The organism is Streptomyces sp. A5-4, from assembly GCF_051131715.1.
Taxonomy (GTDB): domain Bacteria; phylum Actinomycetota; class Actinomycetes; order Streptomycetales; family Streptomycetaceae; genus Streptomyces.
In genome coordinates this window covers 4,161,376-4,183,415 of the sequence record NZ_CP178591.1, presented here as the reverse complement: position 1 = coordinate 4,183,415, position 22,040 = coordinate 4,161,376, and the positions used below count along the sequence as shown (strand labels likewise).

At 71.8% G+C, this 22,040-nt stretch carries 20 protein-coding genes; 4 read left to right on the top strand and 16 right to left on the bottom strand.

Annotated features, from left to right (window positions below; translation table 11 throughout):
- Window positions 1-148: 148 nt before the first annotated feature.
- The 3 genes from ACLLJJ_RS19270 to ACLLJJ_RS19260 all read left to right on the top strand — a co-directional run bounded on the left by ACLLJJ_RS19270 (window position 149) and on the right by ACLLJJ_RS19260 (window position 3,157).
- Window positions 149-748, top strand: a complete 600-nt coding sequence (locus ACLLJJ_RS19270; RefSeq protein ID WP_434593013.1) for a DJ-1/PfpI family protein — start codon at window positions 149-151, stop codon at window positions 746-748.
- 50 nt (window positions 749-798) lie between these two features.
- Entirely contained in the window at window positions 799-1,299 is a 501-nt protein-coding gene (locus ACLLJJ_RS19265) for a MarR family winged helix-turn-helix transcriptional regulator (RefSeq protein ID WP_434600459.1), read from the top strand.
- A gap of 64 nt (window positions 1,300-1,363) precedes the next feature.
- Window positions 1,364-3,157, top strand: a complete 1,794-nt coding sequence (locus ACLLJJ_RS19260) for a serine/threonine-protein kinase (RefSeq protein ID WP_434593011.1) — start codon at window positions 1,364-1,366, stop codon at window positions 3,155-3,157.
- Window positions 3,158-3,264: 107 nt separating this feature from the next.
- Here ACLLJJ_RS19260 and ACLLJJ_RS19255 read toward each other — a convergent pair whose 3' ends face one another.
- The gene (locus tag ACLLJJ_RS19255; protein ID WP_283516361.1) at window positions 3,265-4,548 is read right to left on the bottom strand and encodes an adenylosuccinate synthase; all 1,284 of its coding nucleotides are present in this window, start codon (window positions 4,546-4,548) and stop codon (window positions 3,265-3,267) included.
- Window positions 4,549-4,712: 164 nt separating this feature from the next.
- On the opposite strand from ACLLJJ_RS19255, the gene ACLLJJ_RS19250 reads away from it, so the two are divergent.
- Complete coding sequence (locus ACLLJJ_RS19250) at window positions 4,713-5,549, top strand: diacylglycerol kinase family protein (protein WP_434593008.1); 837 nt, start codon at window positions 4,713-4,715, stop codon at window positions 5,547-5,549.
- Between the two features lie 164 nt (window positions 5,550-5,713).
- Here ACLLJJ_RS19250 and ACLLJJ_RS19245 read toward each other — a convergent pair whose 3' ends face one another.
- The 15 genes from ACLLJJ_RS19245 to ACLLJJ_RS19175 all read right to left on the bottom strand — a co-directional run bounded on the left by ACLLJJ_RS19245 (window position 5,714) and on the right by ACLLJJ_RS19175 (window position 21,992).
- A complete protein-coding gene (locus ACLLJJ_RS19245) occupies window positions 5,714-6,922 on the bottom strand; it encodes a cytochrome P450 (RefSeq protein ID WP_434593006.1) in 1,209 nt (402 codons plus the stop codon).
- Window positions 6,923-7,511: 589 nt separating this feature from the next.
- Window positions 7,512-8,171 (bottom strand): response regulator, encoded by a 660-nt coding sequence (locus ACLLJJ_RS19240; protein WP_434593004.1) that lies wholly within the window; start codon window positions 8,169-8,171, stop codon window positions 7,512-7,514.
- The gene (locus ACLLJJ_RS19235; protein ID WP_434600458.1) at window positions 8,168-9,490 is read right to left on the bottom strand and encodes a sensor histidine kinase; all 1,323 of its coding nucleotides are present in this window, start codon (window positions 9,488-9,490) and stop codon (window positions 8,168-8,170) included. The genes ACLLJJ_RS19240 and ACLLJJ_RS19235 overlap by 4 nt, the downstream gene beginning before the upstream one ends.
- 161 nt (window positions 9,491-9,651) lie before the next feature.
- Window positions 9,652-9,783, bottom strand: a complete 132-nt coding sequence (locus ACLLJJ_RS19230) for a hypothetical protein (RefSeq protein WP_434593001.1) — start codon at window positions 9,781-9,783, stop codon at window positions 9,652-9,654.
- A gap of 96 nt (window positions 9,784-9,879) precedes the next feature.
- On the bottom strand, window positions 9,880-10,752 hold the full coding sequence (locus tag ACLLJJ_RS19225; protein WP_434592999.1) for an alpha/beta hydrolase: 873 nt from the start codon (window positions 10,750-10,752) through the stop codon (window positions 9,880-9,882).
- 90 nt (window positions 10,753-10,842) lie between these two features.
- Window positions 10,843-12,066 (bottom strand): kynureninase, encoded by a 1,224-nt coding sequence (kynU, locus tag ACLLJJ_RS19220; protein ID WP_434592997.1) that lies wholly within the window; start codon window positions 12,064-12,066, stop codon window positions 10,843-10,845.
- On the bottom strand, window positions 12,059-12,901 hold the full coding sequence (locus ACLLJJ_RS19215) for a tryptophan 2,3-dioxygenase family protein (RefSeq protein WP_434592994.1): 843 nt from the start codon (window positions 12,899-12,901) through the stop codon (window positions 12,059-12,061). The genes kynU and ACLLJJ_RS19215 overlap by 8 nt, the downstream gene beginning before the upstream one ends.
- A 198-nt stretch (window positions 12,902-13,099) precedes the next feature.
- Entirely contained in the window at window positions 13,100-15,034 is a 1,935-nt protein-coding gene (locus ACLLJJ_RS19210; RefSeq protein ID WP_434592991.1) for a DHA2 family efflux MFS transporter permease subunit, read from the bottom strand.
- Window positions 15,035-15,134: 100 nt separating this feature from the next.
- On the bottom strand, window positions 15,135-16,166 hold the full coding sequence (fbaA, locus tag ACLLJJ_RS19205; protein WP_434592989.1) for a class II fructose-bisphosphate aldolase: 1,032 nt from the start codon (window positions 16,164-16,166) through the stop codon (window positions 15,135-15,137).
- 176 nt (window positions 16,167-16,342) lie between these two features.
- Window positions 16,343-16,882: an orotate phosphoribosyltransferase gene (pyrE, locus tag ACLLJJ_RS19200; RefSeq protein ID WP_434592987.1), complete on the bottom strand. Its 540-nt coding sequence runs from the start codon at window positions 16,880-16,882 to the stop codon at window positions 16,343-16,345.
- Between the two features lie 43 nt (window positions 16,883-16,925).
- The gene (locus ACLLJJ_RS19195) at window positions 16,926-17,723 is read right to left on the bottom strand and encodes an aldose 1-epimerase (RefSeq protein ID WP_434592984.1); all 798 of its coding nucleotides are present in this window, start codon (window positions 17,721-17,723) and stop codon (window positions 16,926-16,928) included.
- Window positions 17,724-18,048: 325 nt separating this feature from the next.
- Window positions 18,049-18,999 carry an SRPBCC domain-containing protein gene (locus ACLLJJ_RS19190; RefSeq protein ID WP_434592981.1) on the bottom strand — a complete coding sequence of 317 codons (951 nt, stop codon included), beginning with the start codon at window positions 18,997-18,999 and terminating at the stop codon, window positions 18,049-18,051.
- Window positions 19,000-19,172: 173 nt separating this feature from the next.
- Window positions 19,173-20,777, bottom strand: a complete 1,605-nt coding sequence (locus tag ACLLJJ_RS19185) for a polyamine aminopropyltransferase (RefSeq protein WP_434592978.1) — start codon at window positions 20,775-20,777, stop codon at window positions 19,173-19,175.
- Window positions 20,778-20,906: 129 nt separating this feature from the next.
- Window positions 20,907-21,425: a DUF2617 family protein gene (locus ACLLJJ_RS19180; RefSeq protein WP_434592975.1), complete on the bottom strand. Its 519-nt coding sequence runs from the start codon at window positions 21,423-21,425 to the stop codon at window positions 20,907-20,909.
- A 288-nt stretch (window positions 21,426-21,713) separates the two neighbouring features.
- On the bottom strand, window positions 21,714-21,992 hold the full coding sequence (locus ACLLJJ_RS19175) for a hypothetical protein (RefSeq protein ID WP_434592972.1): 279 nt from the start codon (window positions 21,990-21,992) through the stop codon (window positions 21,714-21,716).
- Window positions 21,993-22,040 lie beyond the last annotated feature (48 nt).

Below are 22,040 nucleotides of genomic sequence, written 5' to 3'. Positions count from 1 at the left end.
AAGCCGACATGGCCACCTTGTATGGACTGCGCCACTTTCGTCGGCAGGGTGTCGAGGAGCCGAGGGCGGATTCATTGACAGAATGCTGTCGATTCGACAGTATGTTGTCAATGAACTTCGGGACGTACTTCGAAACGAGGAGCTCACCATGGCCGCCAAGACCGTGTACCTCGCCGTTTACCCCACCTTCGCCGACTGGGAGACGGGCCACACCACCGCCCACCTCACCCAGCACGGCTACACCGTCAAGACCGTCGGCGCGACCACCGAGCCCATCACCACCATGGGCGGCCTGCGCATCCAGCCCGACCTCACGCTCGACGACGTACGGGCCGAGGACGACGACACCGCCCTGCTGATCCTCACCGGCGCGCAGCTGTGGGACACCGGCGACGAGCTCGCCCCCTTCGCCCGCGTCGCGCGCACCTTCCTCGACGCGGGAGTGCCGGTCGCCGCGATCTGCGGGGCGACGGCCGGGCTGGCGCGCGAAGGGCTGCTGGACGACCGGACGCACACCAGCGCCATCTCCTTCTATCTCGACGCCACCGGTTACAAGGGCGGCGAGCACTACCGCGAGTCCGACGCCGTCACCGACCACGACCTGATCACGGCCGGGCCGACCGAGCCCGTCGCGTTCGCCCGCGAGGTCTTCGCGCGGCTCGGGGTGTACGAGGGCGAGAAGCTCGACGCGTGGTACCGGCTGTTCCACGACTCGGACGCCTCCGCCTACGAGGTGCTGGAGTCGTGAAAGAAGTGCGGGAGGAGCGGGCGCGGCAGGAGGAGCGGGTGGGGCAGGACATGCTCAGCCGCACCGCGCTCGGCGTCTTCCGGCTCAATGGCCAATTCCTCGGTGTGTCCGAGCAGTTGGCCAAGCCGGGCGGCCTCACCGCCGCCCGCTGGCAGGTCCTCGGCGCCGTACTGCGCGAGCCGCTGCCCGTCGCCGGGATCGCCCGCGTCATGGGCATCACCCGTCAGAGCGTGCAGCGGATCGCCGATCTGCTGGTGGCCACCGGGCTCGCCGCGTACGCGCCCAACCCCGCCCACCGCCGCGCCAAACTGCTGCGTCCCACCGAGGCCGGCCTGGACGCGGTGCGGAGGATCGGTCCCGGCCATGCGGAGCTGGCGGCGCGGCTCGGCGGAGAGCTGGGCGCGGAAGGGCTCGCGGAAACCATGCGGGTGCTGGAGCGATTGTCCAAAGCACTGGACGCGGTCACGGAACTGCCGGAGCCCGCGCAGGCGTCGGACACTACGGAAGCACAGGACCTCAGTCACCGTCCGGAGTTTCCCGCAAGGCCGTGAATGTCCTACCAGCGCACTATCCTTCGGTCCGTTGGGGGACGCATCGGGGGAGGACAGCGCTGCCATGGAAAAGCTGGGGCCGGAAGATCCACACCAGATCGGCGCATACCGGCTGTTGGCGCGGCTCGGCGCGGGCGGTATGGGCCAGGTCTTCCTGGCCCGCTCCGGCCGGGGCCGTACCGTCGCCGTCAAGCTGGTGCGCCAGGAGCTCGCCGAGCAGGAGGAGTTCCGCAGCCGCTTCCGCCAGGAGGTGGCCGCGGCCAGGCGCGTCGGCGGCCGGTGGACCGCGCCGGTCCTCGACGCCGACACCGAGGCCACCATCCCGTGGGTCGCGACGGGTTACGTCGCCGGGCCCAGCCTCCAGTCGGTCGTCTCGTCCGGATCCGGCTCCGCGGCCGGAGGCGGGGCCGCCGCGGGGCACGGGCCGCTGCCCGAGCGCTCCGTCCACATCCTGGGGGCCGGTCTCGCGAACGCGCTCAAGGACATCCACGGCGCCGGCCTCATCCACCGCGACCTCAAGCCGTCCAACATCCTGATCACCATCGACGGGCCGCGCGTCATCGACTTCGGCATCGCGCGGGCGCTGGAAACGGTCACGGACGCCAGGCTGACCAGGGTCGGCGCCCTGGTCGGCTCCCCCGGCTTCATGGCCCCCGAGCAGGTGCGCGGCGAGCCGATCACGCCCGCGTGCGACATCTTCTGCCTGGGCTCCGTGCTGGCGTACGCGGCGACGGGCCGACTGCCGTTCGGCACGGCCGACAGCGGTGTGCACGCGCTGCTGTTCCGGATCGCGACCCAGCCCCCGGAGCTCGGCGACATACCGGACGGGCTGCGGGACCTGATCAGGGACTGCCTGCTCCAGGACCCGACGGCACGCCCCACCCCGGACCAGATCCTGGAGCGCACCCGCGGAGCCGACGGGGAGCCCTGGCTGCCGGGCGCGCTGGTGGCCCAGCTCGGCAGCCACGCGATCCAGTTGCTGGAGCTGGAGTCGGAGAGCCCGGCGCCGGGCAGCGAGAACGGCGCGGCGCCCGCCGCCCCGCCCGGCGGTGTGCACGCCCTGCCGACGATCATCACGAGGCCGACAGTGACGCCGCCCCCCGCAGTGGGCCCGAATCCGGGCGGCCCCCCGGCGCCACCGGCGTCGGCCCCTGCACCGCCGTACGCCTCGTACGGCTACCCACAAGCCCAGCAGCCCCACCCGTACCACACCCCGCCCGGCGGGTACGGCGCCCACGCGCCGCTGTACGCCTACCAGCCGACCGCGCCCGAGCCCGCGCCCCGCACCGGCCGCTCCACCGCCGCGCTGGTCACGGTGGCGCTGCTGGTCGCACTCGGCGCGGGCGGGTCCGTGTACGCCTTCATGAACACCGGCGACGACGAGCCGCGCGCCGGCTCCGTCAGCAACCAGCCGACCGCGTCCGCGAACGGCCCCACGGACGACGGCAGGAACGCGGCGTCGCCCCCGTCACCCAGCGACTCGCCCACGCAGGCCACCAAGGGGGGCTCCATACCCGAGGAGTACCTGGGCACCTGGGACGGCGCCATCGGAGGCACCGGCCAGGACACCCGCCGCATCGTCCTCCAGCAGGGCGAGATCGGCGACACGGTCCTCTCCCTCACCGCCGACGGCCCGCTGGCGGTCGGCACGTACCACTGCGTGTTCCAGGCGGAGTTGACCGCGCCCCCGAGCGGCGGCGCGCCCCTGAAGATCGGCCCGTCCCGGGTCACGGTCGGCGAGCCCATGCCGTCCTGCAAGCCCGGCAAACCGACCGAGCTGACCCTGCGGCCGGACGGAACGCTGCGCCGGACGACCACCGCCACCGGGGAGTCGGTCACCTACACGAAGTCGGACTGACCCGGCACGGCCGGCGGGGGTAAGCGAAGGGGCCACGGCGCGCATGCGCGCCGTGGCCCCTTCGCTTGTTCACCTGCTCACCGGCTCACCGGCTCACCGGCTCGCTGCTAGATGAACGAGTTGATCTGGATCGTCTCGGTGCGGCCGGGGCCGACACCGATCGCCGAGATCGGCGCGCCGGACATGTCCTCCAGCGCCTTCACGTAGTCCTGCGCGTTCTTCGGCAGGTCGTCGAAGGTCTTCGCCTTGGTGATGTCCTCGGACCAGCCGGGCAGGTTCTCGTAGATCGGCTTCGCGTGGTGGAAGTCGGTCTGGTTGTACGGGAGCTCCTCGACGCGCTTGCCGTCGATCTCGTACGCCACACACACCGGGATCTCGTCCCAGCCGGTCAGCACGTCCAGCTTCGTGAGGAAGAAGTCCGTGAGGCCGTTGACCCGCGTCGCGTAACGCGCGATCGGCGCGTCGAACCAGCCGCAGCGACGGTCACGACCGGTGGTCACACCGCGCTCGCCACCGATGCGGCGCAGCGCCTCGCCGTCCGCGTCGAACAGCTCGGTCGGGAACGGCCCGGCGCCCACACGCGTCGTATAGGCCTTGAGGATGCCGATGACGCGGCTGATCTTTGTCGGGCCCACGCCCGTACCCGTGCAGGCACCGCCCGCGGTCGGGTTCGACGACGTCACGAAGGGGTACGTGCCGTGATCGACATCCAGCAGCGTGCCCTGGCCCCCCTCGAAGAGGACGACCTTGTCCTCGTCGAGCGCGTTGTTGAGGAGCAGCGTGGTGTCGGCGACGTAACCCTTGATCTGCTCGCCGTAGCCGAGAAGCTCCTCGACGATCTGGGCGGCGTCGATCGCGCGACGGTTGTACAGCTTCGCCAGGATCTGGTTCTTGCCGTCGAGCGCGGCCTCCACCTTCTGCTGGAGGATCGACTCGTCGTAGAGGTCCTGAACGCGGATCCCGACGCGGTTGATCTTGTCGGCGTAGGCCGGACCGATTCCGCGGCCCGTCGTGCCGATCTTCCGCTTGCCGAGGAAGCGTTCCGTCACCTTGTCCACAGTCGTGTGGTACGACGTGATCAGATGCGCGTTTCCGCTGATCAGAAGCTTGGACGTGTCGACACCACGCGCGTTCAGGCCGCTCAGCTCGGAGAGCAGGACCGCCGGGTCGATGACGACACCGTTACCAATGACCGGCGTGCATTCCGGCGTGAGGATTCCGGAAGGGAGGAGATGCAGCGCATACTTCTGGTCGCCGACGACGACCGTGTGGCCGGCGTTGTTGCCGCCCTGATAGCGCACTACATAGTCCACGGATCCACCGAGCAGGTCGGTGGCCTTTCCCTTGCCTTCGTCACCCCACTGAGCACCGAGCAGCACAAGTGCGGGCACAGGCGTACACCCCTTCCGGGCGGGGCATGTCCAAGGTCAGGGGCGTACGTACGGCGTACACCTGATACTGAGCAGTTGGACCGGGTGCCCCGGAATAGACCAAGCCCCTGGCGCAATAGCGCAAGGGGCTCTTGCACAAAGATGCTACCCGAGGAAGGACCGAGGTGTCGGCTCCAGAGCCCACCGCGAACACCGCGCATCCGCTGCTGGTGCTCATCGACCCGGTCGCCCGGCGTACGGACGGCGAGTCTGTACGTATCGCCAAGGACGTACTGAGCGCCGGAGCATCCGCCAAAATCTGCCTCCCCGAGGGGCCCGAGGAGTTCGCGCGGGCCCTTGCCCGCCGGGGCAGCAGGCGGCCCGTGGTGGTCGGCGACGACCGGGCGCTGCTGCGCACGGTCGCCCTGCTGCACCGGGAGAGAGAGCTCGGCGCCGGGGAGCTTTCGCTGGTACCGGTGGGGGCGGGGCTCGATCTCGCCCGGTCGCTCGGCGTGCCGACGAGTGCGGTGGCGGCGGCCCGCGCGGTCCTCGAAGGGGCCGCGCACCGGCTCGATCTGCTGGTCGACGAGAGCGACGGGGTGGTCCTCGGCGATCTGCGCATCCCGGCGCCGATGGCCGTGACGCCCCCCGTGCCCTCGGTCTGGCACGCCTGCCGCTCGCTGGTGCGGACCCTGGTCGGGCCCGCGCCGCCCGCCCCGCTGTCCGTCATGCGGACGTACCGGCTGCGGGTGGAGGCGGACGGGGTGCTGCTGCACGATCTGGACCGGCCGGTCGAGGGGATCTCGGTGTTCTCCCGCGCGGGCCGGGCCCAGGTGGTGATCCGGCCGCAGGGCGGTGAGCCGGTACGGGTGGACGCCCTGACGGTGACCGTGTCCGGCCCGGACTTCCGCTACCGGGCGGACGCGCTGGTGACGGGCCCGGTGCGGACCCGGACCTGGACGGTACGGCCGGGGGCATGGTCGCTGACCCTGCCGTTGCCCTTGCCCCTGCCCGCGGTCTGAACGGCACGACGGGCGCGGACCTCGCACCGTGGGGCCGTGCCCGTGCCCGTGCCTGTGCTCGTGCCTGCGCCCGTGCTCGTGCCTGCGCCCGTCGGGTCGGGCGGGTCGAGGTCCGATCGAGCGCGGCGGGGCTCAATCCACCGCGGCCGGCCCACTGCGGCACCTCAGAGCTCCACCCGTAGCTCCTTCAGGCCGCGGATCACGAAGTTCGCCGTGCGCTCCGGCTCGGCGGCCAGCCGCAGATCGGGCGCCCTGCGCAGCAACTCGCCGAAGGAAGCGTGGAGTTCGAGGCGGGCCAGCGGGGCTCCGAGGCAGTAGTGGATGCCCGCCCCCAGGGTCACGTGCGGGTTGTCCTTCCGGCCCAGGTCGAGCCGGTCCGGGCGGTCGAACACCGCCGGATCACGATTGGCCGAGCCGAAGAGGAGGGCCACCTCGGAACCGCGTGGGATCTCGATGCCGCCGACCTCGATGTCGTCGAGCACCCAGCGCTCGAAGAGCTGCAACGGCGTGTCGTAGCGCATCAACTCCTCCACGGCTGTGGGCAACAGTCCCTCCGGATCGGCCCGCAGCGCGGCCAGCTGACCGGGGTTGCTCAGCAGCGTCCACCAGCCGCCCGCGGTCGTGTTGACCGTCGCCTCGTGCCCCGCGTTCAGCAGCAGCACGCAGGTGGAAATCAGCTCCTGCTCACTGAGCCGCTCGCCCCGGTCGTGCGCGGCGATCAGTGCCGAGATCAGGTCGTCCCCCGGGCCCTTGCGCCGCTCGGCGATCAGCTCCCGCAAATACGCCGTGAATTCGACCGAAGCACGGACCGCGCGCTCGGCCACCGCCGCGGGCGGATTCAGCTCGTACATCCCGCAGATGTCCGCCGACCAGGGCCGCAGCAGCGGGCGGTCGGCGGGCGGGATGCCGAGCATCTCGGCGATGACGGCGACGGGCAGCGGTTCGGCGACCATGGCCAACAGGTCACCACCACCGGCCGCACAGAGCTCGTCGACCAGCTCGGCGGCCAACCGACTCACGGTGGGAGCGAGTTGCTCGACGGTACGCGGAGTGAACGCCTTCGAGACGAGGCGCCGGATGCGGGGGTGGTCCGGCGGCTCCAGATCGAGCATGCCGTTGTCGTTGAGGGTGTGAAAGGGCTCGTGCTCGGCGAGCGGCGGCGTACGCCCGAACTCCTCGTGCGTGAAGCGATGCAGATACGAACGCCCGAGGCGGCGGTCGCGCAACAGCGCGGACACATCGGCATGCCGGGGTATGAGCCACTGCCGGGTCGGCGCGTTGTAGTGAGCGCGGCCCTGGGCCCGGAGCTGGGCGAAGGCGGGGTACGGATCGGCGACGAACGCGGACGACGAAGGGTCGAAAAGAGCGGCCATGCGGGGACGCTACGCGCTGTGCGGGGACGCGGGAAGGGCGTGGGGCGGGGCGCCGGGTGTGGGTGTGGGTGTGGGTGTGGGTGTGGGTGTGGGTGTGGGTGTGGGTGTGGGTGTGGGGAGCGCCGGGGGCGAGGAGCGCCGGGGGCGGGTCGGCGGGGGTGCGGGTTGCCTGCGGCGCGGCCCCCTACCCGCCCCCTCCCGAAACTGGGGCTCCGCCCCAGACCCCGGTCCTCAAACGCCGGACGACTGACATGGCCGGGTGGAGAACGGGCGGCGGCGTCACGCCCCGGTGCCGGCCCGCCAACGCCGGACGGGCTGAAGGGGCAGGGTGCGAGAACGCCGGGGCCGTCCCGCGCCCCAGTCCCGCGCCCTCAGACTCGCAGCATCCGGAACACTTTCAGCCCGTCCGGCGATTGAGGACACGCCCGAAGGGCGTCCGGGGGTCTGGGGGCTTGCCCCCCAGTTTCGGGAAGGGGCGGGTAGGGGACTCAGCCCCGCGCAGCGGCTCCGGGCCGGCCCGCGCCGGTGCCTCAGGGCTCGTTCGGAGAGCGGCGGCGCCGGGCGCCCGGCAGGCACTCCGGGGCCCGACTCAGGACGGCGTCACCAGTCGCGCCTCGTACGCGAACACCGCCGCCTGCGTCCGGTCCCGCAGGCCCAGTTTCACCAGGACCCGGCTCACATGGGTCTTGATCGTCGACTCCGCCACGACCAGGTGCGAGGCGATCTCCGCGTTCGACAGGCCCTGCGCGATCAGCACCAGGACCTCGGTCTCGCGCTCCGTCAGCTCGCCGACCTGGGACAGCGCGGGCGGGCGCGGCGTCTCGGCGAGCTTGGAGAACTCCGCGATCAGCCGCTTGGTGACCGTCGGGGCAAGCAGCGCCTCACCGGCCGCCACCACCCGCACCCCCTCGGCCAGCTGCCGCGCCGACGCGTCCTTCAGCAGGAAGCCCGAGGCACCGGCCCGCAGCGCCTGGTAGACGTACTCGTCGAGGTCGAAGGTGGTCAGGACCAGCACCTTCGCGTCCGCGTCGGCCGCCACGATCTCCCGTGTCGCGTCGATGCCGTTCAGCTCCGGCATGCGGATGTCCATCAGGACGACGTCCGGGCGCAGGGCGGCGACCTGGGAGACGGCCTCACGGCCGTTCACCGCCTCGCCGACGACCTCGATCTCCGGCATCGCGTTCAGCAGGACGGTGAAACCCTCGCGGACCATGACCTGGTCGTCGACGATCAGTACACGAATGGTCATGCGACGGGCTCCTGCTCGGCGGGCGCCGCGGGGGCGACGGGGATGAAGGCGGCGACCTCGTACCCGCCCTCATGGGTCGGCTCCGCGGTCATCTCACCGTTCAGCATCGTCACACGCTCCCGCATGCCCGTGATGCCGTGCCCGGCCCCGGGCGACGGCTTGACCAGGCCACGGGCCGGCGTATTGACGATCCGCAGGCCCAGCCCCCCGAGGACGTACGACACCTCGACCTTCGCGGACGCGCCCGGCGCGTGCCGCAGGGCGTTGCTCAGGGCCTCCTGGATGATCCGGTACGCCGACAGCTCGACCCCCTGCGGAAGCTCACGCACCGCGCCCACGACGGTCTTCTCGATGGTCAGCCCGGCCTCTCGCACGTTCTCGACGAGCCCGTCGAGCTCGGCGAGCGTGGGCTGCGGGGCGTCCGGAGCCTGGTAGTCCTCGGCCCGTACGACGCCGAGCACCCGGCGCAGCTCGGTCAGCGCGGCCACCGCGTTCTCGCGGATCGTGACGAAGGCCTTCTCCAGCTCCGGCGGCGGATTCTCCACCCGGTACGGGGCCGCCTCCGCCTGGATCGCCACCACCGACATGTGGTGGGCGACGACATCGTGCAGCTCACGCGCGATGGTGGTGCGCTCCTCCAGGAGCGTGCGCCTGTCGCGCTCCACGGCGGTGACCGACTGCTGCGCGGTGACCTCCTGCTTCGCCCGGAGGCGGATCTGGAGCGCGGTCACCGCGAGCAGCGCGAACGCCGAGACGAAGAGCATCATGCCGGTGGCGTCCGAGCCCCCGTAGCTGGTGCCCGGCAGCAGGAACCCGAAGGCTGCCGTGAGGATCCACATCCAGCCCGCCGTACGCGGCCGGGTCCGCGCCGCCACCACGACCATCACCACGAGGTGGCCGAGGAAGGCGCTCTCGGTCCACGGCTCAGGGCCGCTCCCGATCAGGCCGCTCGACAGCACGGCACCGAGGATCGACAGCCACCAGGCCAGGGCCGGGCGGAACAGCGTCATCACGATCGGCACGGCCGAGACGAGGCCCACCATCAGCAGGGTGGCGTCCCCGGCGAAGTCGGAGTAGCCGGTGGTGGCCGCCACCATCATCGTGAGCAGCGCGAACCCCACCACCACGGCGTGCGGCGTCCAGGTCCCGTACTCGCGCACCCGGGCGGGAAACTTGCGGACGATGGTGTTGTCCAGCGGAAGCCGTGGAAGCGGGCGGTAGTCGAAGGGCTTCTGGAACAGGTCCTGGCGCAGTCCACCCAGCGCCCCTATCGCCAGGCGAAGCTCGGGGCTGCGGTTCTTTGTCTCGGTCACGTGCAGAACGGTAGGCGCAAGGACGAACGGGGTCGTCCGCCCCGGTGGGGAACTTCCCACGTCCGTCCCAGGTACTACGGGCCTCCCACCAGGGCTCCCGTCTGACGCATGGCAGCGCTCGCACCCGTACGTCAGCGCCGACGTAGGGCAGTGCGCGCACCCGTACGTCAGCGCCGGAAAGCGTCCCCGTGCTCCGCCGCCCACTCGGCGTACGTACGCACCGACTCGCCCCCGCGGAGCAGCTCCGCGACCACCTGGCGGCCGACGTTGCCTGTTGCTCCGGTTACGAGAAATGTCATTTCGGGCTCCTTCTGCTCGGCTGGACAAGCCCACCGCAGGAACCCTTGCGGACAGCATCTGTCCGCGTCACCGGGCGGCTCACGCACCAGGCCGCGTCAGTACGCGAGCTGCTCGATCTCCTCCGCGACCACCGCGCACGCGTCCGCCGACGGATCGATCAGCGGAAAGTGCCCGACGTCCTCAAGGAGCGTCAGCCCGACCGTCTCCCCCGCCTTCGCCGCCGCATCGGTGTACGCCTCGGCGACGGCCTGCGGTACGACAATGTCGGTGCGGCCCTGCACGATGACGGTGGCGATCCCGGTCGGCAGCAACGCCGCCGGGTCCGCGTACGGCCTGCGCTCGTCGAACCGCTCACTGCCGCCGACCAGTTGATCGACCGCTCCGGTGCACACGCCCAACTCCCGGGCGACCGTGAAGTCCGCGATCGGCGCGAGCGCCACCACCCCGCGCAGCGCGGGCGCGGCCGGCAGGTGCCAGGGCGAGTCGGCGGGCAACTCGTGGCGGGCCGCGGCCCACAGCGCGAGGTGGCCGCCGGCCGAGTGGCCGGTGACGACGATGCGCCGCGAATCGGCCCCGGGGATCGCCTCCCGTACGAGACCGGGCATCAGGTCCATCGCCGCGGCCACGTCGTCGAACGTCTCCGGCCAGCGCCCCGCGACCGGGCCCGCCCCACCCTGCCCCGGCAGCCCGCTGCCGCGCCGGTACTCGACGTTGGCGACGGCGAAGCCCCGGCGGGCCAGGAAATCCACGAACGGCGTCGTGTGCTGCCGGTCGTACTCGGCCCGCCAGGCGCCGCCGTGCAACACGACGACCAGCGGCGCCCCGGCCCGGCCGCTGCGTGGCGAGTAAAAATCGACCACTTGGTCGGGGTGTGCGCCGTACGCGACCGTTGTATCCGGTGCGACGACCGGGTGGGAGAAGGCCGACTCGGCCTCAGCAGCGTCCCGTTCGGCTGCGGGGTCCGGCATGCGGGGACCAACCCTTCGGTGCGTACGGCCAATTGATCTAGGTAGCGGACCGGACGTTATCAGCCGTCACACCCGTCCCCGAGCCAGCACCTACACCAATACTTCCGCCAGCACCCGCGCCGCACGCTCCGCGTCCGCGAAGCCCACGTACAGCGGCGTGAATCCGAAACGCAGCACGTCGGGGCGGCGGAAGTCGCCGACCACGCCGCGTGCGATCAGCTCCCGCATCACCTCTGCCGCGTCCGTGCCCGCCGCGCACCGCAGCGAGACCTGGCTGCCACGCTCCGCGTGCGCGGCCGGGGTCACCGACGAGACCCGGTTCGCGGGCACGTACGTGTCCACGCATTCCAGGAAAAAATCCGTCAGCGCGAGTGACTTCTCCCGTACCGCTTCGATGGACACACCGTCCCAGACGTCGAGCGCGGCCTCCAGCGCGAGCAGGGAAAGGATGTCGGGAGTGCCGACCCTGCCGCGCGCCGCCCCGTCCGCCGGGGCGTAGCCGGGGGTCATGCCGAAGGGGTCGGCGTGCGAGTTCCAGCCGGGCAACGGGGAGTCGAACGCCGCCTGGTGGCGCTCGGCGACGTAGATGTACGCGGGCGAGCCCGGCCCGCCGTTCAAATATTTGTAGGTGCAGCCGACCGCGAGATCCACCCCGTGCGCGTCGAGCCCGACCGGCAGCGCGCCCGCGCTGTGGCACAGGTCCCAGACGACGAGCGCCCCGGCCTCGTGCACGGCGGCGGTCAGCCCCGGCAGGTCGTGCAGCCGGCCCGTGCGGTAGTCGGCGTGGTTGACGAGAACGGCGGCGGTGCGCGGGCCGAGCGCACCCGGCAGATCCGCCGGGTCGACGGGGCGCAGCCGCTTGCCGGTCATCCGGGCCGCCGACTCGGCGAGGTAGCCGTCGGTGGGGAAGGTCGTCGCGTCGACGAGGATCTCGTCCCTGGCCGGGTCCGCGATCCGCGTCGCGCCCACCACCGCCTTAAAGACGTTGACGCTGGTGGAGTCGCCCACCACGACCTGGCCGGGACCGGCGCCGATGAGCGGCGCGATGCGGTCACCGATCCGCTCGGGCGCGGTCCACCAGCCGCTCTCGTCCCAGGAGCGGATGCGCAGCTCGCCCCACTCACGGGTGATGACGTCGGCTATCCGGCCGGGCACATGCCGGGGCAGCGCGCCCAGCGAGTTGCCGTCCAGGTAGACGGTGGCGTCGTCGAGGGCGCACAGCTCGCGCCGCTTGGCGAGCTCGTCGGCGGTGTCCAGAGCCGCGGCCCTCGCCCGATGGTCCACCGGTGGGGAGTCGGTCGTCGGCTCAGACATGGCTGCGCGCCGTCCACAGCTCGGGGAAGACGTTCTTACGGGCCCGCTTCTCCAGCCAGGCCACCCCGGCGGAGCCGCCCGTGCCGACCTTGGAGCCCATGGCCCGCCGGGTCGCCACCAGGTGGTCGTTGCGCCAGCGCCACACCAGCTCGCCGACATCGGTCAACGCCTCGCCGAAGCGGACCAGTTCACCGTTCTGGTCGCCGCCGTACACCTGGGACCAGATCGCCTCGATCTCGGGCGAGGGCTCGTACTTCTGCGAGAGGTCGCGCTCCAGCACGGCGGCCGGCACCGGCAGGCCGCGCCGGGCGAGGAACCGCAGGGCCTCGTCGTACAGGCCGGGCTCCTGCAGTGCCTTCTCCAGCTCGGCGTGCACCCGCGGTGCGCCCCGGTGCGGGACGAGCATCGACGCGGACTTGTCGCCGAGGATGAACTCCATCCGCCGGTACATCGCGGACTGGAAGCCGGAGCCCTCACCGAGCGCGCTGCGGTACGAGTTGAACTGCGTGGGGGTGAGGTGGGCGAGCGGGCGCCACGAGGCGTTCAGCGCCTCCAGCTCACGCATGGAGCGCTTCAGCGCCGCCATCGCGACCGGCAGGTCGTCCTCGCGCAGCGCTCCGGTCGCGGTCTCCCACTCATGGACGATGACGGTGAACCACAGCTCCATGACCTGGGTGGTGACCAGGAAGACCATCTCTCCGGGATCGTCGGAGAGGGTGTGCTGGAGGTGGGTGAGGACGTCCGCCTGAACGTAGTCCTCGTACGGAGTCGTGCCCGCGAAATCCAGGTTCGGAGTGTCCGGACCGGCTTCGGGGGCATCGGGGGTGTGCGACATTCCTGTCTCCTCGACACGAACTTGCAGGTAGCGGTCCGCCCCGTCCGTATTGCTCCGGAGGGCCCCGGTCCCCTGCCGGAAGCATAAACCGAGGACCGTTCGGCCGTCCGACCGGTGACCCACCCGCGGCAAGGCGGGAGGCCCGTATCCGGGCGCGGATCGCGCTCGGATACGGGCCTCCCGCCCGAAGACACCTGCTCAGCCGAGGGTGTCCGCCGCCTCCTGCGAGGAGTCCCGCAGGAAGGACGAGCAGCGCTCGTACTCCTCCTGCTCACCGATCGACTGCGCGGCGCGGGCCAGCGCGTGCAGCGCGCGCAGGAAACCACGGTTCGGCTCGTGCTCCCACGGCACGGGCCCGTGCCCCTTCCAACCGACGCGGCGCAGTCCGTCGAGGCCGCGGTGGTACCCGGTGCGGGCGTACGCGTAGGACTCGACGACCCGCCCGTTCTCGTACGCCTCGTCGGCGAGCTGGGCCCAGGCGAGCGAGGAGTACGGGTATTTCGCGGCGACGTCGGACGGCGCGGCGCCGTTCGCGAGCAGCCCGCGCGGCTCGGGATCGTCGGGCAGGTGGGCCGGGGGCGGGCCCCCGAGAAGGTCTTTGTGGATGGCCATGAGTTCCAGTGTCACAGGTCCCCCGCGCAATGTGTGATCAGAGCGGTGCCCGCCTTCCGTGTGCGGGGCCCTGTCGGGCTCCTCCAGGGGCGGCGCGGCCACCGCGCAGTTCACCCGGCTGCGCGGCACACACGCCCCCGGCCGCGGATTGCGCACCGTCAGCCACGCGATCAGCGCGCCCAGCACCAGCACCCCGGCGCACATCGGCATCGCCCGCCGGAACGTCGCGCCGAACTCCGCCGCCGAGCGATACGCGTCCGGGCCCATCCCGGCCAGCAGCGGCAGCGCCGCCACCGCGATCAGACCCGCCGCGCGGGCCGCCGCGTTGTTGATCCCACTGGCCAGGCCCGCCCTGCCCGTATCGACGGAGGCCAGCACCGTGGCGGTCAGCGGGGCCACCAGGGTGACCATGCCCGCGCCCATCACCACGATCGCGGGCAGCACGTCCGTGACGTACGAAGCCCCCTCCCCCACCCGCAGCATCAGCAGCATCCCGGCGGCGCACAACAGCGGGCCGACGGTGAGCGGCAGACGCGGCCCGATGCGCTGCGCCAGCTCGCCCGAGCGCGCGGACAGGAACAGCATCAGCACGGTGGTGGGGAGCAGCGCCGTGCCCGCCTGGAGCGCGGAGTAGCCGACGACGACCTGGAGTTGCAGGGCGGTGAGGAAGAAGAAGCCGCTGAACGCCGCGTACACGCACAGCGTGACCACGTTGATGGCGGTGAACTGCCGGGACGCGAAGAGTGTGAGCGGCATCATCGGGTCGGCCCGGGTCTTCTCGGCATACAGGAACACCCCGCCGAGGACGACCCCGAGGACCGCCGAGCCGATCACCACGACGGAGGCCCCGCCCGCCGGTGCCTCGATCAGCGCGTACGTCACGCATCCGAGCGCGACGGCCGCCAGCGCGGCGCCCAGCACGTCGAAGCGGCCGTGCGCCCGCGGATCGCGCGACTCGGGTACGTGCTTGAGGGCGACCGGGACGCAGAGCGCGGCCAGCGGCACATTGATCAGGAACACCCAGCGCCAGCCGGGGCCGTCGACCAGCCACCCGCCGAGGAAGGGCCCGACGGCCGCCCCGACGCCGCCGAGCCCGGACCACACACCGACCGCGCGGGCCCGGTCGTCGGGGTGGAAAGAGGCCTGGATGAGCGCGAGGGAGCCCGGCGTGAGCAGCGCGCCGCCGACTCCCTGGAGGGCGCGGGCGGCGATCAGGGTCTCGGCGTTCGGCGCGAGCCCGCACAGCAGCGAGGCCACCGCGAACCACACCACCCCGATCACGAAGATCTTCCGGCGCCCGAACCGGTCCCCGAGCGCCCCGCCGAGCAGGATCAGCCCCGCCAGGGTCAGCATGTACGCGTTGACGGTCCACTGCAGGACCGCCATGTCGGCGTCCAGGTCCCGGCCGATGCGGGGCAGGGCGACATTGACGACGGTGGAGTCCAGCATCGCCATGCCGGAGCCGAGGACGGTCGTCAGCACCACCCAGCGCCCGGTGCGGGTACCCAGCCTGATGTCCATGACCAGGATCATCCTCGACGGGGGCGCCCCGCGCAGGGCGGAAACACACTCGGGCCCGCCCCTGGGAAAAAGGGGCGGGCCCGGGTGCGAACAGTTACCGCTACTTCAGCTTGGTGCCCGTGGAGCGCAGGTTCGCGCAGGCCTCGGTGACGCGCTTGGCCATCGACGCCTCGCCGAGCTTGCCCCACGTACGCGGGTCGTACGTCTTCTTCGAGCCGACCTCGCCGTCGACCTTCAGGACACCGTCGTAGTTGCGGAACATGTGGTCCGCGACCGGGCGGGTGAAGGCGTACTGGGTGTCGGTGTCGAGGTTCATCTTCACGACGCCGTTCTCCAGCGCGGTGGCGATCTCCTCGGCGGAGGAGCCCGAGCCGCCGTGGAAGACGAAGTCGAAGGGCTGGCTGCCGGCGCTCTGGCCGTGCTTCGCGCTGACGCCCGCCTGGAGGTCCTTCAGCAGCTCGGGACGGAGAACGACGTTGCCCGGCTTGTAGACGCCGTGCACGTTGCCGAAGGACGCGGCCAGGAGGTAGCGGCCCTTCTCGCCCAGACCGAGCGCCTCGGCGGTACGCAGCGCGTCGTCGACGGTGGTGTAGAGCTCGTCGTTGATCTCGTGCGTGACGCCGTCCTCCTCACCGCCGGTCGGGGTGATCTCGACCTCCAGGATGATCTTCGCGGCGGCGGCCTTCGCGAGCAGCTCCTGGCCGATGGCCAGGTTGTCCGCGAGGGTCTCGGCGGAGCCGTCCCACATGTGGGACTGGAAGAGCGGGTTGAGGCCCTTGGCCACGCGCTCGGCGGAGACCTCGATGAGCGGGCGGACGTAGGTGTCCAGCTTGTCCTTGGGGCAGTGGTCCGTGTGCAGCGCGATCGTGACCGGGTACTTCGCGGCGACGATGTGCGCGAACTCGGCCAGCGCGACGGCGCCGGTCACCATGTCCTTGGAGTACTGGCCGCCCAGGAACTCAGCGCCGCCGGTGGAGATCTGGATGATGCCGTCGCTCTCGGCGTCCGCGAATCCGCGCAGCGCCGCGTGCAAGGTCTGGGTCGAGGTCACGTTGATGGCCGGGTAGGCGAACTTGCCTGCCTTCGCCCGGTCGAGCATCTCGTTGTAGACCTCGGGGGTTGCGATGGGCATCTGTCCGCTCCTAATGATGTGCGGGTGTGCGTACTGGTCCCTGACCTGGGGGCGACGTCATCGTCGCCCCCATCTTTCCAGACTCTCGCCCGTCCTCCACCCCGCGTGCCCCGCAGGCATGCGGATGGGGTCGGCTGTTTCACGTGAAACAGCCGACCCCATCCGGAAACCGCAGCTCAGGCCAGGTTGAGATCGGTCAGCTGGTATGCCGTGAAGTACGGCAGACCCGCGTCCGCGATGGCGCCCGAGGCGCCGCGGTCGACGATCGTCGCCACGGCGACGACCTCGCCGCCCGCCTCACGGACCGCCTCGACGGCGGTCAGGGGCGAGCCGCCGGTGGTCGAGGTGTCCTCGACGACCAGGCAGCGACGGCCCTTGACGTCCGCGCCCTCGATACGGCGCTGCATGCCGTGCGCCTTCTGCGCCTTCCGTACGACGAAGGCGTCGAGGCGCGCCCCGCGCGCGGCGCTGGCGTGCAGCATCGAGGTCGCGACCGGGTCGGCGCCCAGCGTCAGACCGCCGACACAGTCGAAGTCGAGGTCGGCCGCCAGATCCAGCATCACCTGGCCGACCAGCGGCGCGGCTACGCCGTCCAGCGTGATCCGGCGCAGGTCGATGTAGTAGTCGGCCTCGATCCCCGAGGAGAGGGTCACCCTGCCGTGCACCACGGCCTTGTCCTTGATCTGCTGGAGCAGCTCAGCACGTACGTCAGTCATGGGCTTCAGCTTAGAGCCGCCGCCAACTCCAGGTGGTCGCCGCTCACAGCCGACGCCAGCTCCAGGTGGTCGCGATCTCCAGCGGCTCGATGGGGGTGACGAGCTGCGGGGCGGTGTTGAGGCCGTTGGGCGGGCCCGACTGTGGCTCGACGCAGACCGCCTCGGCCTGCTCGTCATAGATCACGACCCACTCGGCGCGGCTCGCGATCTTCAGCTCCAGCGCCCCGGGCCAGGTCAGCGTGACGTCCACGCCGTCCGGCATCCCGAAGCAGTCGTCCCAGGGGCCGGGCCCCGGCTCGATGCGGCGCCCGGTCGGGAGATGGTCGTCGCCACGCTCCTCCTGCCACCCGGCCGCGAAGTCGAGCCGCACGTCCTCGCTGCCCTCTCCGCCGAGGTTGCGCCGGAACCAGGGGTGCCAGCCGGCCTGCGCCGGGAAGGAGTCGCCGTACGTCTCGATCCCCATGGCCAGGGTGAGTGAGTCCTCGGTCAGCTCGAAGGTCTGGGTGACCCGGCCGGGGTACGGCCACGGCTCGGCGAGGTCGTAGGTGAACGCGGCCTCGCTCTTGTCGGCGCGGGCGGTACGCCAGACGGTGTTCCGGCCCGTGCCGTGGATCGCGTGGGGCGGCGAGTCGATCGGCAGCTGGTGCAGCGTCGGCCCGTCGCGGAACTTCCCGTACGCCGTCCGGCCGCACCACGGCACCATCGGGAAACAGCCGTAGTGCTCGCCCTGCCGCAGCAGCTCGGTGCCGCCGATGCGAAGGCCGGCGATGCGGCAGCCGTTGCCCTGAGCGATGGTCAGTTCGGTGTCGCCCGCGGTCAGTCGCGTCTCTTGGGTACTCACGATCCGACCCTAACCGCAGGGCCCCGTAAACCGCAGGGCCGGTAAACCGCAGGGCCGGTAAACCGCGGGGCCCGTACCCGCGGAGCCCTTAACCACGGGACCGGTGACCACGGGACCGGTAACCACGGAGCCCCGGAGCCGTCCGGCGCTTGCGGCGAAAGGGGCTGCGGGGCGGCCTGGCGGCTGCCGGACGGCCGAAGGCCCCCGCGACGCCACGGAGATCACCGCGGATTCGACCGTGAGCGGACCCGACCGTGAGCGGAACCCGGCCATGAGCGGACCCGGCCATGATCCGCCGGACAGCCAATGATCCGCCGGGCAGGCGCTACTGCCTGCGGCGCAGCGCGCGCCCGACCACGACCGCCGAGGCCAGCGCGAGCGCGGCGGCCGGGGCGACCCAGCGCAGGGTGGCCGTGGCCGACGAGGACTGCGGGGCGGGCACCGGCGCGTAACGCCCGCGCGGCGGCGCGTGGTCGACCTCCTCCGCGCTGCGGCCGATCATCGTCCGCCGGGCGTGCGCGGCCTCGGCCGCGGGAGGCCCGTCCGGAGCCGGCACGCCGGGCAGGTCGGACACCGCGTCGAGCGACGGCGGCTCCACCCCCGTCTCGAAGCCCGCCGGGCGGTCGTCGCCGGGGACGGGCGCGTCGACGTCGGAGGCGGGCACGTCGTCGTCCCCGACCGGGTCCGCCCGCTCCGCCGGATCCGTGCCACCGGCCGCACCGGCCGCGTCGCCGGGACCCGCAGCAGCGGCCGGCCCGGAGATTCCAGCCGCGCCGGCCGTCCCGGAGGGGTTCACCGGCTCGGGGCCGGCCTCCCCGGGATCGGCCGCCAGCCGCGCCGCGAAGCGGTCGAGCAGCCGGTGGGCGGACGCCAGCGTCGCCGCCGCGTCGAGCTCCGCGATGCGGCCCTCACCGCTCGCGGTGCCCGTGAACGTCAGCCCCGTACCACCGGCGGCCACCCCGTCCGCGCCGACGCCGCCGACCGCGTCGGGCGTCAGCCGCAGCGTCAGGGCCAGCTTCACCGCGCCCGTGCCGCGCGCCTCAACGCCCTCACCCTCGACGGCGAAGCTGCCGTCGGGCTGCTCGGCGACGCGCACCGTTCCGCGATAGGTGATCGTGTGACCGCCGATGCGGATCTTCAGCCGCCCCGAAAGCGGGCCCGATGCCTCGTCGGCGTCCTGCTGGAGGCCGGGCACGCAGCGCGCGACGCGGGCAGGGTCCCCCAGCGTCTGTCGGAGGGTCTCTGCCGGAACCGGAACGAACACCTCATGCTCCATGGGAACCGAGCCTACTCACGCCCGCCCGTTATGTACTCGACTCCGCACGGAACAGGCCGATCAGTCGCGACGGACGCCTCGGGACGGACCCATTTGTCCCACGGGTGGCCGAGCCACGGACACTCCGCGGGTGCTCAGCACGGCAGGGCACGCTCCGGGCGCACCGCAGGCGCTCAGTAGCGCGGATGCACCAGCGTCGAAGGCGGCACCGCACCCCGCACCCGCTCCCCCTGCGCCGAGCGTGCCGCCTCCACCAGCACCCACGGCGACAGCGACCGCAGCTGGGGCACGTCCCCCGCGAGGCCGAGCCCCGGAGCGGTGCGGTGCCCGGCCAGGACGAAGCCCCAGTCGCGCGGGGCCGCCCCCGAGCCGGAGACACGATCGGGCCCCGCGGTGAACCCCGTGAGGCGGCCGGCCGCCCGGTACGGCCTGGTCCGCAGCCCCGCGGAGCGCATCGTCGCGTCGACCGTCCAGAACACCCGGGGCCGCGTCGCGAGCGGCCCCGGGTGCACCACCAGCCGCCCGTTGTCCGCCAGCACCCGGGAGGCGAGCCCGTAGAACTCCTGGGAGTACAGCTTGGTGCTCGGTGTGATGCCCGGATCGGGCAGGTCCGAGATCACCACGTCGTACGGGCGACGGCCGGACGGGCCCTCCTCGCGCAGCCACTGGAACGCGTCCGCGGTGGCGACCCGCAGCCTCGGGTCGCGGTGGACGCCCCCGTTCAGCGCGGCCAGCGCCGGGTCGGTGCGGGCCAGCCGGACGACCTCCGGGTCGAGCTCGACCACGGTCACCGAATCGACGTCTCGGTAACGCAGCACCTCGCGGGCCGCGAGCCCGTCCCCGCCGCCCAGGATCAACACCCGCGCGTGCGGACCGCGCATCGCGGGGTGGACCAGCGCCTCGTGGTACCGGAACTCGTCACGGGCGCTGACCCGCAGCCGCCCGTCGAGGAAGATATCGAGCGGCCCGTGCTCACCGCCCGTCAGCACGACCTCCTGCACCCCCGTCTGTACGGCGACCCGCACCCCGTCCCCGTACACCGCACGGCGCGCCGCGCGCTCGAAGTCGCCGACGAGGGCGGTGGCCGTGGCGAGCAGCACGAGCACCCCCAGGTTCACGGCGACGAGCAGCCAGCGGTTGCGGGGCGTCAGGTCGTCCCGGAAGAGCCACAGGACGAGCGCCCCGCCGGCCACCGTGTTCACCGCGCCCGTGAGCAGCGCGCCGGTGAGCTGCCCGAACAGCGGCAGCAGCAGGAACGGGAAAGCGAGGCCGCCGACCAGCGCGCCCACGTAGTCCGCGGCGAAGAGGTCGGCGACGTCACCGCTCGTGTCCCGGCTCTCGCCGCGCCGCGCCACGCGCTGGATGAGGGTCATCAGCAGCGGGATCTCGGCGCCGATGAGCACGCCGATCCCCAGCGAGAACGCGACCAGCACATACCGCGCCCCGCCCACCCAGGCGAACGTCGCGTACAGCACCAGCGCGGACGTGCCGCCGACCAGCGCCAGCGCCGCCTCGACCAGACCGAAGCCGACCGCCGCCCGGCACCGCAGCCGTTTGGCGAGGAGCGAGCCGATGCCCATCGCGAAGACCATCACGGAGAGCACGACGGACGCCTGAGTGACCGAGTCGCCGATCAAGTACGAGGCGAGGGCGACCAGTTCGAGCTCGTACACCAGTCCGCACGCGGCGCAGACGAAGACCACGGCGAGCACCAGGAAGCGACCCGCCCGGGGACCCACGGGGAGGGCGGCGGGCGGGGCCGGAGCGGCAGGCGGCACGACGTGTCCCGGCGCGCCCCCCGGCTCCGGCGGCGGGGGGCCACCAGGGACGACGCGTACAGGCGGACCGATCACAATGGGAACGCTACGTCACAATGGACGCACCGCCCGTCACCCACAAGGGTGCAACTACACCGCCGCAGGCATACGTACGCCAACTCTGGACCGGGTCACGACCAAACGTCCCTCCTGTGGATAGGCGTGCCAGGTGCGCCACCGCACCTGGCCCTCGTGCCACTGCGCCAGCAGCGCGGTGAACGCGTGCGGGCTGCCGGGGAAAGTGCCGGCCAGGCCGTTGGGATGGTCGGCGACGAGCGCGAGCAACTCCTGCGCGCGGCCGGCGAACTGGCCCCGCGAGAGCGTCTCGACGCGCGCCGCGAACTCGTACTCCCACTCGCCGAGCCGCTTGGCGACACCCAGCGGCAGCGGCGTACTGCTGCCGGGCATGCAGGCGACCGTTTCCGAACAGGTGCCGCCCTCCTCTTCGAGGATCACTTGATGGGACGCGCCCAGCAGCCTCAACTGGAGCGATGAACCGCCCAGTTCGAGATCGAGCACGGCCAGGGCGGGCAGCGGCTCGCGCCCCAGCGCCCAGGCCAGGTCGGCGGCTTGGGTGTCGGTGTAGGCAGTCTTCAGTGTGGTGAGCATGTGTGGCTCCGCAAACAGGCGTTTGGAAGGGTGGACCGGGGTCACCCAGGAGGAGAGGTGAGGGAGTGTTCGGGGGACCGCCTGCTCGGGTCCACATGAGGTCCGAGGGCTGTGGTGCTCAACGGCGAGGGAATCATGAAGTGCGCGGTGTCCACCGCGTTTTTACCCAACTTGACTAGGTTTCCATCCCCCCGGGGGCCACACAGTTCAACTGTTCAACCAGGAGGCGCCCGACAGGATTTCTCCCGCCGGGCGCCACCAGGTGATGCGTGGAACAACTGTCCGGTGTCAGCTGCCTCCGCCGCCACCGCAGGACGAACTGCTGCCACCACAGCTGCTGCTGCTGCCGCCACCGCAGGACGAACTGCTGCCACCACAGCTGCTGCTGCCGCCGCCGCAGGACGAGCTGCTGCCGCCGTCGCCGCCACCGCTCCACCAGCCGCCGTCCGATCCCCCGCCGCCACCGTGACGGCGGCGGCCGTTGCTGTTCCTGTTGCCGCCGAATGTCCGCATCAGGCCGATCGACGCGATCACGATCGCGATGACGGCACAAAAGATCAGTCCCATGGTTCACCCCGTTCTTTCGTCCCCGTGAGCGAGGCGATCAGGCACTCG